Consider the following 12,226-nt stretch of genomic DNA (forward strand, 5'->3'; position numbering starts at 1 on the left):
AGACCCGGCGAAGGATTAACACAAAGAGCAACCTTTTTGCTCATTGCCTATTTGGATGATAACGAGGCGCAAAAATGAAAAAGACAGCTATCGCAATTGCAGTGGCACTGGCTGGCTTCGCTACCGTAGCGCAGGCCGCTCCTAAAGATAACACCTGGTACACCGGTGCTAAACTGGGCTGGTCTCAGTATCACGATACTGGTTACTACGGTAACGGTTACGCGAACAACGACGGTCCAACTCACGAATCTCAGCTTGGTGCTGGTGCATTCCTGGGCTACCAGGCTAACCCATACCTGGGCTTCGAGCTGGGCTACGACTGGTTAGGCCGCATGCCTAACAAAGGCGACCAAGTTAACGGCGCATTCAAAGCACAAGGCGTTCAGCTGGCAGCTAAACTGAGCTACCCAATCACTGACGATCTGGACGTGTACACCCGTCTGGGCGGCATGGTATGGCGTGCAGACTCTAAACAAGTTGATCTGCGTGATGGTAATCGCATCAGCAACCACGACACCGGCGTTTCTCCGCTGGCTGCAGTTGGTGTTGAATACGCACTGACCAAAAACTGGGCGACTCGCCTGGACTATCAGTGGGTTAACAACATCGGTGACGCAGGTACCGTTGGTGCGCGTCCAGACAACAGCATGCTGAGCGTCGGCGTGTCTTACCGTTTCGGTCAGGATGAAGAAGCAGCACCAGTTGTTGCTCCAGCACCAGCTCCAGCGCCAGTTGTAGAAACCAAGCGTTTCACTCTGAAGTCTGACGTGCTGTTCAACTTCAACAAAGCGACTCTGAAACCAGAAGGCCAGCAGGCTCTGGATCAGCTGTACAGCCAGCTGAGCTCAATGGATCCTAAAGACGGTTCTGTTGTTGTTCTGGGCTTCACTGACCGTATCGGTTCAGAGCAGTACAACCAGAAACTGTCTGAGAAGCGTGCTCAGTCTGTAGTTGATTACCTGGTCTCTAAAGGTATCCCTTCTAACAAGATCTCTGCACGCGGTATGGGCAAATCTAACCCAGTGACTGGCAACACCTGTGACAGCGTGAAAGGCCGTAATGCCCTGATCGACTGCCTGGCGCCAGACCGTCGCGTTGAAATCGACGTGAAAGGTATCAAAGACGTTGTGACTCAGCCACAGGCTTAAGTTATCACGCAATAAAAAACCCCGCTCTTGCGGGGTTTTTTTTATCTCTTTTCAACTGGCTAACAACACCATCATAGTGCACACATCAGCGCTATTCGTTCTCTGATCCGCCTTTACCCAGAATCGCCTGCAGATCCTGCTTAAGCGTTGACATCTGGCTGGCATACTTCTCTTTGTGCTCGGCATCTTCAATCAACTGCACAATGGTTTCTGATAGCGTGTTGCTGCGACGCTGCGCCAATCCTGCCAAACGCTGCCACACCAGATATTCCAGATCGATCGACTTCTTACGCGTATGCTGATGTTCCGCATTAAAATGCCGCTTACGGCGCGCACGAATAGTCTGCTTCAGCCGATTCTCGAGATCGGGATGAATGTGCTGAGCTATCCATTCCGCTACCTCTACTGGACTATTTTCCATCGCCAGTAAGGCATCCACCGCAGCCTGCGCGGCGCTGAGCTCAAGATGACGGGTGATCAATTCACCCTCCCGATGCTTTTTCACCAGGTATTTCCACTTCCATCCACTTTCAAGATTTTCGAGTTGCTGGTATTTCATCGGAATCTCATCGTGATCACGTAACAAACTAAGAATAACAGCTTTTTTCCCGGATGCAGCAAGGAAAAACATGTAGCGGTCATCACATTTTGGGCTGGAACTCCGCAGTGCTTAACAAGGTTGATTCCTGTATAATCTCGCTTTTCCTAAATCTGACTAATGCGAATATTTTGACCAGCACTCAAATTACGTGGCAAGCCCTGCAGCCGGATAGCATCCGCTACCAATCCATTTTCTCAAACGTCTCACTGGAAGATAGCGATAGTCTTGCCGCGGTTCAGCCGCGTCTGCTGAATGCGCTGGCGCATTTGCATCATCAAACCTTAGGTTTTCCTCTGTTGCTATTACGCAGTCAGGAAAACAGCGATTATCTCGCGTGCATCGCCGAAGCCGCACAGCGCTTCCAGCCCGAAGAGATTGCGCTGTATGGCGGTGACTATCATGTCATGGGCGACACGGTCAGCCTGATGCCGCCCAGCGATGCTAAGCGGCCATTCACCAGTCAGGGCGGTGTTCACTTTGCCGACTGGATTGAAGCAGAACAGCTGTTTGGTTGTGTGCGTCAGTACAAAGATCGTATTCAGCCCGAGCCGGGATTGATTCATCAAGCCAATGGCGGCACTTTAATCCTGTCCGTGAATACGCTACTGGCTCAACCACTGCTATGGCTGCGTCTGCGTAAGTGCATCGAGCAAGGCCGCTTTGACTGGTATTCGCAGGACGAACGCCAACCGTTGCCAGTGGCCATCCCTTCCCTGCCGCTGCAACTGCGCCTGGTACTTTGTGGCGATCGTGATGCGCTAGCCAGCTTCCAGGAATTGGATGCAGAAGTGCATGAAATGGCACTCTACAGCGAGTTCGAAGAGAACCTGCAGATCACTGATGAAGAGGACATGACCTTCTGGTGCCAGTGGACGCTCACACAAGCTGAACAAGCTGGTCTGGACCAGCCTGCAGCCGATTTCTGGCCGCTCTTGATCAATGAGGCGGTTCGCTTCACGGGCGATCAAGAAACCCTGCCGCTCTGCCCGCGCTGGTTACGCCGTCAGCTGCAGGAAACCGCGCTGCACGGTGACGTCATGAATGCTGAAGCATTGAAAGAAGCACTGGAAGCGCGCGAATGGCGTGAAAGCTACCTGGCCGACCGCATGCGTGACGAAATTCTGCTCAATCAGATTATGATTGAAACTGAAGGTGAAGTGGTGGGACAGATTAACGGTCTGTCTGTAGTGGAGTTTCCTGGTCATCCGCGTCCGTGGGGCGAGCCGTCACGTATCACCTGTGTTGTTCATCCGGGGGATGGCGAATTCACTGACGTTGAGCGTAAAGCCGAGCTGGGCGGTAATATTCATGCGAAAGGCATGATGATTATGCAAGCTTATCTGATCGCTGAACTTGAACTCGAGCAACAGCTGCCCTTCTCAGCCTCGTTAGTGTTTGAACAATCCTATTCCGAAGTGGATGGTGATAGCGCCTCACTGGCCGAACTCTGCGCGCTGATTAGTGCACTGGCCAATCAGCCACTAAGCCAGCATATTGCGGTGACCGGTTCCGTGGACCAATTTGGTAATGTGCAGCCTGTTGGCGGCCTGAATGAAAAAATCGAAGGCTTCTTCAGCATTTGCCAGTCACGCGAGCTGACCGGTAAACAAGGCGTTATTCTGCCAGCCAGTAATGTGCGCCATTTGAGCCTCAGCGAAGCTGTGGTTGATGCGGTGAAGCAAGAGCAATTCCACATCTGGGCAATTGAAAGCGTGGATGAAGCGTTACCCTTATTAACCGGCATCGCATGGCAAAGTGAGAGCGGCGAGTCACTGCTCAATACCATTCAGGAACGTATCGCACAGCTGAACCAGCAGGAAATTCGTCATCGTCCGTGGCCATTGCGCTGGCTCAACTGGTTTAACCACAGCTGATTGATTTGCCCAGCGTACAACTGTTCGCTAATATTCGGGCTTCACTAAAAGAAGGCATATTGAGAACATGGTAGATAAACGCGAATCCTATAGCAAAGAAGACCTGGTTGCCTCAGGTCGCGGCGAACTGTTTGGCGAAAATGGACCGCCGCTTCCCTCTGATAACATGTTGATGATGGACCGCGTGGTCATGATGACCGAAGACGGCGGTAAATTTGACAAAGGTTTTGTGGAAGCCGAACTGGATATCCGCCCTGACCTGTGGTTCTTCGATTGCCACTTTAAAGGCGATCCGGTCATGCCAGGCTGCCTCGGTCTTGACGCCATGTGGCAGTTGGTTGGCTTCTACCTCGGCTGGTTAGGCGCTGAAGGTAAAGGCCGCGCACTGGGTGTGGGCGAAGTGAAATTCACCGGTCAGGTACTGCCAACCGCGAAGAAAGTCACTTATAAAATTCACTTCAAGCGCGTGATCAACCGCAAGCTGGTGATGGGCGTGGCTGATGGTGAAGTCTTCGTTGACGGTAACCTGATTTACACCGCGACAGATTTGAAAGTGGGTCTGTTTAAAGACACCTCTGCTTTCTAATTCCCCAAACGAAAACCTCCGCATTCAGCGGAGGTTTCTTCCTTCAATTATGGACATCCGACAGTGCTAGGCCACCGCCGACCTGTCCTCCATGGCTTGACGCCAACCTCCCAACCAGTAAGACCGCGCATCGATCATTTGATAGGGGCATATCTCTTTTGAGCGGCCAGTAATACCCGCTTGATAGCCTCGTGAGTGTGCACGTTCCAGGCGGTCTCTTTTCTGTCTCTTCATGCCTCGATTCCCTCATTTCAGGTCTGGTGGATTCTGGGTGGAAAGAAAGAGTGGCGATATAATGTTCAACCACAGTAATGTTCTAACTCCTGGCAGAAGAAAGATCAATGCGCAAAATTCACGCCAATGTCATCATTTTGACGTTTAAACGACATCTATAATTGTCAATTCCGTGTATATCTGGCTGATTAGACGATAAAAAAAGCCCCTGATTTGATGTCCGTCACACAACGGCAAATCAGGGACTTAGCATAAGCATCGAACAAATCTTAATTTAGCGAAATGACACTTTTTGCGATTTGTTGTGCTGTTTGCTGCCAGCCGATAGCCAGAGTACGCACCAGCGCATCATAGCCATCTTCATTTTGCGGCAGAGTCAGATTAAAGCCATGTTTGATTAAGCGCCCTTGATGTTGCAGGAGCCATTCTCCGCTCACCACAACCTGGCCATCATAGCGACCCTGGAAACCGGTCACATTTACCGTCAAAGTATCGTGGCTCTCACCTAACGGAGCACTGGCAACAATTCGGCCCGGCAGTGCTTTGCTGAGGTTGCTGATCAATGTCTGTTGTAGTTGTTGATCCAGCGGACTGGCCCACAAGTTATTGGCAGCAATCACATACTTTACATCGCTGGTTTGATACACCAAACCATTCCCTGCCATATAATCCGGAACCGATACCTGCTCGACCCAAATCATTGGCTGGTTGCCGCTGGATGCGCTGTCTACACGCGCGACATTGCTGCCCGCAGGCAGTTGATAATAGGTGTTTTCGATGGTGCTGCTACAACCTGCCAGGAGCAGCATCGCACCAATAATCAGCCCTTTTTTCACTGTTTCGCCCTCTTTGGCTGGGGATCCTGGCCCGGTTTGGCTTCAAACACCAATGCATTGCTCTTGGTATTGAGCGTTTTCAGCACCGGCTGCAATTCGCGCAGCACCTGGTCAAGTCGCTGCATGTCTCCCACCAGTTTGTTATAAGCCGGTGAACCCGGCTGCAAGCCTTTCATGCTGCGATTCAACTCGCGCAGCGTCTGCTGCATATCTTCTGGCAGCGTTTTCATCGCCGGGCTGGCAGTGATGTGATTGAGGTTATCCAGGGTTTTCTGCAATTGCTGCATCGTACGCTGGCTCTCTTTCAGGGTGCCTGTCGCTTCGGTGATCATCGGGTTCAATGGCAGACCGTTGATCTTATCCAGCGCTGCTGTGAGCTTCTGCTGAATCTGACTTAATCCACCACTGACCGTTGGAATCACCTCCAGGCCCGCAATCTCATTTGGACCTTTATACGCCGGTGCGTTGTCATAGAAGTCCAGATCGATATACAGCGCACCCGATAAGAGGTTACCGGTTTTCAGCGTAGCGCGCAGACCCCGCTTCTTGCCATCCTGCAGATGCTGCTCAAGATTGAAATCTCCGCCCAGACGGCTGATAAAGCGATCCGGTTCGATACGAATCAATATCGGAACACGATAATCGTTATTCAACGCCTGATTGACACCTGGAATGGTGTAAGGCACTTGCGAGACGGTACCCAGACGAATGCCGCGGAACTCAACCGGTGCGCCTACCTGCAAGCCACGAATCGAATCGGTAAAGAACAGCAGGAAATCGGTGTGGGTGGTATATAACGAATCCTGGATGCTGCGCTGATCGTCAAACAGATGGTATTCCGCTTTATTTTCGGCGATCTGCCCCAGCTCCGCGCCATCTGGCACATCAAAACTAACGCCACCGCTAAACAGCGTCGTCAGTGAACCCATTTCCACCCGCATGCCCGAGGCAGACATATCGACGGCGATACCGCTGTCTTTCCAGAAACGGACATTGGTCGTGATCAGACGATCGTACGGAGCGGCGATGAACAGTTGATAGGTCATCATGCGTTTATCGGTATCAAAGGTGCTGGATTCCACCGTACCCACGCGATAGCCACGGAACAGCACCGGATCGCCCGCATTAAGCTGTCCGGCTTTTTTACTGTCGAGTGTGATGCGAATGCCTTTGGCATCCGGCGGTGCCAGAGGTGGCGCATCCAGCAGTTGATAGCGCTCCGGTTGATCGCCCTTCGTACCTGGCTGCAATTCAATATAGGCACCCGAGAGTAATGTGCCGAGACCGGTAATCCCTTCGCGCCCGATTTGCGGTTTCACCACCCAGAATACGCTGTCGCCATGCAACAGTTTTTCCATCCCAGAATTGAGGCGTGCTTTGATCTCAACATGGTGCAGATCGTCAGTTAATACTGCACTTTCCACTACGCCAACATTGACACTGCGGCTCTTAATGGTGGTTTTTCCGGCTTCTATACCCTCAGCGCTTTCGGTGATCAACGTCACCTCCGGACCCTGATGGCTGAAATGATAAAATAAGATCCAGCCACCAATGAATAGCGTGACGATGGGTACGATCCAGACCGGTGACCAGCGTTTAATCTGGTCGACCTTAGCAGTCCCGTGATGGTTGTCCGTCAAGACGCGGCTCCTTTCGTTCAGTTTCCCGTAATCGATCCCAAATCAGGCGCGGATCAAACGTCATCGCTGCAAACATGGTAAGAATCACTACCATGGCAAACAATAGCGCGCCTGGCGCAGGGTAAACACTCATTAGCTGCCCCATCCGCACCAACGCGGATAACACAGCGATGACAAACACATCAATCATTGACCAACGGCCAACAAACTCCACCACCTCATACACCACGTGCATCTTCTCATCATCACGTCGACCGCGACCACTGGCGTGCCAGCAAAGCCAGGCAATCGCCAGCATCTTGAGTGAAGGCACCATGATACTGGCGATAAAGATCACCAGCGCCACTGGCCAGGAACCATCGCTCCACAGCAGAATCACCCCGGCCATAATGTTCGAGGGATACTGCGAGCCAAGCGTTTCGGTGACCATAATCGGCATGATGTTTGAGGGAATGTAGAGCATCACCGAGGTGATCAAAAGTGCCAGCGTCCATTGCAAGCTGTGCTTACGTCGCGGTGCAGCGACCACGCCACAGCGAGGACACTCAGCCTGCCCGACAGATAAGATAGCGGTACAGCAAGGGCAACTGCGCAATCCCTGCTTCAACCCACTGATTCCGGCTTGCGGCACCATCGGCAATGCCGGGAGTGGACCCATGCTCTGCCACACCCATCGCCGATCCACACACTGAAATGCGCGCAGCTGTAATACACAGAATAGACACCACGGCCAGAAACTGCTTCCAAGGCCAATTTCGCCGTAGGCCATCAGCTTCACAAAGCTCACCAGCACGCCTGCCATAAAGATCTCGGCCATGCCCCAACTGCGCAGCTGGAATAAAATACGCGCCAGCCCAAGGCGCAGACTGTGCGGCATACGCACGCGATTCACCAACAGCAGAATGGTGATCATGCAGAATGCGGGAATCCCCTGTACAAACAGCAGAAACAGTGTCGCCAGGCTGCGGTAATCTTCACGATCCATCACCGCGGGAATTTCGAGCAGCGAGATTTGGCTGCTCAGCCCGGCCACATGCATATTGATAAAGGGAAATAGATTCGCCAGCACCAGCATAAACAGTGCCGCGAAAGCGTACCCGGTAGGACGTTTTCGCGGCTCATGCCAGTTAGCGGTCAGCGTGGTATGACAACGTGGGCAGCGCGCGCGACTGCCCACCGGCACGGCAGGCAATTTTACGGTTAAATCACACTGTGGACAGAGCATCCACTGGTGCGCCTGATCCGTTGCACACATACTGACTTCCTCTGTGTTACGCGCCGTTTTTCAGCGCTTCCAACTCTTCCCAGCGCTCAAACGCCACTTCCAGCTCTTTTTCCGTCTGCGCTAACGCATCCAGAACCGGTTGAGTTTTGTCGTGCGGCTGGCTGAAAAAGTCCGGATGGCTCATTTTCGCCTGCAGTTCGCCGATACGTGTTTCCAGTTGCTCCAGTTTTTGCGGCAGCTGTTCCAGTTCACGCGTCAGGTTATAGCTGAGTTTGTTCGCGCTACGTTTTGGCTCCTGATTTTTCTCTGCCGCTTTGGGCGCAGCGGATGCGGTTTTCACCGTAGCGGACTTGGTTTGCTTATAGGCGCTACGCTGCAACTGCGCATCGTGATAGCCGCCGACAAAGGCACCAATCTCACCGTTGCCTTCAAAGATCCAGCATTCGGTCACGGTGTTATCGACGAATTGACGATCGTGGCTCACCAGCATCACGGTGCCCTGATAACCATCCACCAGCTCTTCCAGCAGCTCCAGCGTTTCGACGTCCAGGTCGTTGGTCGGTTCATCGAGAATCAACAGGTTGCTAGGTTTCAGGAACAAACGCGCTAACAGCAGGCGGTTACGCTCACCACCGGATAACGCACGCACTGGCGTCATCGCACGCTTCGGATGGAACAGGAAGTCCTGCAGATAGCCCAGCACATGGCGCGGCTTACCGTTGACCATCACTTCCTGTTTACCTTCCGCGAGGTTATCCATCACGGTACGATCCGGATCCAGTTCAGCACGGTGCTGATCGAAGTACGCGATCTCCAGCTTAGTCCCGCAGTGCACGCGACCACTGTCCGCTTTTAACTCATCCAGCATCAGACGCAGTAAGGTGGTTTTACCACAGCCGTTCGGGCCAATCAGGGCGATCTTATCGCCGCGCTGCACCTGAGTGGAGAAATCGCGCACCAGCGTTTTGCCATCCACGCTGTAATTGACGTTTTCCATCTCAAATACAATCTTACCTGAGCGAGCGGCTTCGCCGACCTGCATGTTGGCTTTGCCCATCACATCACGGCGTTCTGAACGTTCACGACGCAGCGCTTTTAATGCGCGCACGCGGCCTTCATTACGGGTACGGCGCGCTTTGATGCCCTGGCGAATCCAGACTTCTTCCTGCGCCAGCTTGCGGTCAAACTCCGCGTTCTGCATCTCTTCGACGCGCAGTGCTTCTTCTTTACCCAGCAGGAATTGATCGTAATCGCCCGGCCAGGAAACCAGTTTACCGCGGTCGAGATCGACAATGCGCGTCGCCATATTGCGGATAAACGAACGGTCGTGCGAGATAAACACGATGCTGCCGGTAAAGGTCTTGAGGAAGGTTTCCAGCCAGTTGATAGTTTCAATATCGAGGTGGTTAGTCGGTTCATCAAGCATCAGCACGCGTGGATTGCTCACCAGCGCACGGCCCAGCGCGGCTTTACGCAGCCAGCCACCGGAGAGTGAGGAAAGCTCAGTGTCAGCTTCCAGACCAATCTGCTGCAATACGTCATTGATACGGCTATCGAGCTGCCACAAATTCTGATGATCCAGAATGGTTTGCAGACGACCCATTTCGTTGAGGTTTTTCTCGCTCGGATCTTCCATCACCAGATGAGAAATCGCGTGATAAGCTTTCAGATGCTCAGCCTGCTCCGCAACGCCCTCCGCCACAAAATCGTAGACTGAACCGGTAATGTTCCGAGGTGGGTCCTGTTGCAGGCGCGCCACCACTAAATCTTGTTCGTAAATAATGCGGCCATCATCCAGCGGTTGTTCGCCATTGATGATTTTCATTAATGTGGATTTACCGGCACCGTTACGGCCCACCAGACAGACGCGTTCGCCCTCTTCGATGTGCAGTTCGGTGTTATCCAACAGCGGCGCATCGCTGAATGAGAGGTAAGCGCCATGGATACTGATCAGTGACATAAAACTTATTCCTTACCGGCGTGGCTAACCAGCCAGCAGTTGTGAATTTGACGGTTGCGTGCGAAATCTTGCGACAACGTTTTTTGGGTAATTTCCTGCGCCTGTAAGCCCAGAGCGGCTAAACCGTCCAGGTCCATTTTGAAACCGCGCTTGTTATTCGAGAACATAATGGTGCCACCGCGACGCAGCAGACGTTTCAGATTCTGCATCAGCATCATGTGGTCACGCTGCACGTCAAAATCGTCTTCCATTCGTTTGGAATTCGAGAAAGTCGGCGGATCGATGAAGATCAAATCAAATTGTTCGTCACTTTCACGCAGCCAGCTCAGACAATCGGCGTGCATCAGTCGATGCTGACGTCCGGTCAGACCGTTAAGACGCAGGTTGCGCTCGGCCCACTCCAGATAAGTGCGAGACATATCCACGGTGGTGGTGGTTTTCGCACCGCCTAACCCGGCGTGCACGCTGGCGGTGCCGGTGTAGGCAAACAGGTTAAGGAAGTCTTTACCCGCGCTCATTTTGCCCAGCATTTGGCGGGCCAGACGGTGATCCAGGAACAAACCGGTGTCAAGATAATCGGTCAGATTCACCAGCAGACGCGCGTCAAACTCCTGTACTTCGAAGAAGTCGCCCTTTTCTCCCAGCTTCTGATACTGATTTTTACCCTTCTGACGCTCACGGGTTTTCATCACCAGTCGATTGGCCGGAATCTCCAGCACGCTCAGCGTCGCGCTGATCACATCAAACAGACGCTGACGTGCTTTATTGGCATCCACGGTTTTCGGTGGTGCATATTCCTGAATCACCACCCAGTCGCCGTAGCGGTCTACCGCGACGTTGTATTCCGGCAAGTCGGCATCGTACAAGCGATAGCATTCAATGTTGGACTGCTTCGCCCACTTTTCCAGCTTCTTGATGTTCTTACGCAGACGGTTGGCAAAGTCTTCGGCAATTTGCGCGCTACCTTCACCGCTGGTTGCGGCCAGCTGATAGTTTTTCTGCACACATTCCAGTGGGCCATTTTTGGCTTTGAACTGGCGGTCGGCGCGCAGTTGCAGGCAGCTTAGCAATTCCGGCGACGCACTAAACAGAGACAGATTCCAGCCGCCGAACTGCTGTTTCATAATGCGTCCCAGCAGGCTGTGCAACGCAATCAACGCGGGTTCGCTTTCCAGACGTTCACCGTAAGGCGGGTTGCTCAGCACGGTGCCGGTGATCTCCTGGCCCGCCAGCGGGTTCTTCAGCTTAATCACATCCTGCTGGGCAAAAGTGAACAGCTCGAACACGCCAGCACGACGCGCATTGGCTCGCGCGGATTCCAGCACGCGGCTGTCATTGTCGTAACCGAAGAAGCGCGCGGTCGTGGCCGCCGTCCCCACACGGGCACGCTCTTTCGCCTCAGCCAGTACTTCCTGCCAGACCGCCTGATTATGGTTTTTCCAGCGGTTGAAACCCCAATGAGTACGCAGCAAGCCCGGCGCGCGATCGGTAGCGATCAGCGCCGCTTCCAGCAGTAAAGTACCAGAACCGCACATCGGATCGATCAATGGCGTGGTGCTCTGCCAACCAGAACGCATCACAATCGCGGCCGCCAGCGTCTCTTTCAGCGGTGCCTGGCCGGTTTGCTGACGATAGCCACGCTGATGCAGCGCATCGCCACTCAGATCCAGTGCGATGCTGACACGATCTTTATTCAGCCACGCATTAATGCGAATGCCAGGCTGTTCACGGTCCACGCTCGGACGCTCCAGATTCTGACGCGTAAAGCTGTCAACGATCGCATCTTTAATACGCAACGCGCCGAACTGGCTGTTACGGATCACCTCATTGGTGCCGCTAAAGTGAATCGCAAAGCTGGTGCTGCTGTCGAACATCTCGGTCCAGGGAATGCTCTGCGCGCCCACATACAGGTCGAGATCGCTCCAGACGCCAAATTCTCCCAGCGGCAGCAAAATACGCGAAGCCAGTCGGCTCCACAGCAGGCTTTGGTACATCACACGGTCATCGGCACGGAAGTGGACGCCGCCCTGCACCACCTGCAAATCCTGCGCACCCAGCGCGTCCAGCTCAGTTTTTAACAGCTCTTCGAGCCCACGCGCCGTACTGGCAAACAGAGAATTCA

At 53.2% G+C, this 12,226-nt stretch carries 10 protein-coding genes; 3 read left to right on the plus strand and 7 right to left on the minus strand.

Going from position 1 to position 12,226, the window contains the following annotated elements:
• Positions 1–74: 74 nt before the first annotated feature.
• Positions 75–1,148 carry a porin OmpA gene (gene ompA, locus RT340_RS07780; RefSeq protein ID WP_160832450.1) on the plus strand — a complete coding sequence of 358 codons (1,074 nt, stop codon included), beginning with the start codon at positions 75–77 and terminating at the stop codon, positions 1,146–1,148.
• 91 nt (positions 1,149–1,239) lie between these two features.
• Here the strand turns inward: ompA and matP are convergent, their stop codons facing one another.
• On the minus strand, positions 1,240–1,707 hold the full coding sequence (gene matP, locus RT340_RS07785) for a macrodomain Ter protein MatP (RefSeq protein ID WP_313375187.1): 468 nt from the start codon (positions 1,705–1,707) through the stop codon (positions 1,240–1,242).
• A gap of 53 nt (positions 1,708–1,760) precedes the next feature.
• Here matP and RT340_RS07790 point away from each other — a divergent pair, with 53 nt between their 5' ends.
• Both RT340_RS07790 and fabA read left to right on the plus strand, forming a co-directional pair.
• Positions 1,761–3,623 carry a Lon protease family protein gene (locus RT340_RS07790; RefSeq protein ID WP_211728178.1) on the plus strand — a complete coding sequence of 621 codons (1,863 nt, stop codon included), beginning with the start codon at positions 1,761–1,763 and terminating at the stop codon, positions 3,621–3,623.
• A gap of 67 nt (positions 3,624–3,690) precedes the next feature.
• Positions 3,691–4,209, plus strand: coding sequence for a bifunctional 3-hydroxydecanoyl-ACP dehydratase/trans-2-decenoyl-ACP isomerase (gene fabA / locus RT340_RS07795; protein ID WP_034820448.1), 519 nt, complete (start codon positions 3,691–3,693; stop codon positions 4,207–4,209).
• 66 nt (positions 4,210–4,275) lie between these two features.
• Here fabA and rmf read toward each other — a convergent pair whose 3' ends face one another.
• The 6 genes from rmf to rlmKL all read right to left on the minus strand — a co-directional run.
• Positions 4,276–4,443, minus strand: coding sequence for a ribosome modulation factor (gene rmf / locus RT340_RS07800; protein WP_007887362.1), 168 nt, complete (start codon positions 4,441–4,443; stop codon positions 4,276–4,278).
• Positions 4,444–4,712: 269 nt separating this feature from the next.
• On the minus strand, positions 4,713–5,279 hold the full coding sequence (gene pqiC / locus RT340_RS07805; protein ID WP_034820450.1) for a membrane integrity-associated transporter subunit PqiC: 567 nt from the start codon (positions 5,277–5,279) through the stop codon (positions 4,713–4,715).
• Positions 5,276–6,919, minus strand: a complete 1,644-nt coding sequence (pqiB, locus tag RT340_RS07810; RefSeq protein WP_211728177.1) for an intermembrane transport protein PqiB — start codon at positions 6,917–6,919, stop codon at positions 5,276–5,278. The genes pqiC and pqiB overlap by 4 nt, the downstream gene beginning before the upstream one ends.
• Complete coding sequence (gene pqiA / locus RT340_RS07815; protein WP_034820456.1) at positions 6,891–8,174, minus strand: membrane integrity-associated transporter subunit PqiA; 1,284 nt, start codon at positions 8,172–8,174, stop codon at positions 6,891–6,893. The genes pqiB and pqiA overlap by 29 nt, the downstream gene beginning before the upstream one ends.
• Before the next feature lie 16 nt (positions 8,175–8,190).
• Positions 8,191–10,104 (minus strand): ABC transporter ATP-binding protein, encoded by a 1,914-nt coding sequence (locus RT340_RS07820; protein ID WP_034820460.1) that lies wholly within the window; start codon positions 10,102–10,104, stop codon positions 8,191–8,193.
• A gap of 5 nt (positions 10,105–10,109) precedes the next feature.
• On the minus strand, positions 10,110–12,226 hold a 2,117-nt coding region (rlmKL, locus tag RT340_RS07825), incomplete at its 5' end, for a bifunctional 23S rRNA (guanine(2069)-N(7))-methyltransferase RlmK/23S rRNA (guanine(2445)-N(2))-methyltransferase RlmL (RefSeq protein WP_313375192.1).

The sequence above is a fragment of the Pantoea sp. CTOTU50773 genome (assembly GCF_032082325.1).
In the GTDB taxonomy this organism is placed as follows: domain Bacteria; phylum Pseudomonadota; class Gammaproteobacteria; order Enterobacterales; family Enterobacteriaceae; genus Pantoea; species Pantoea communis.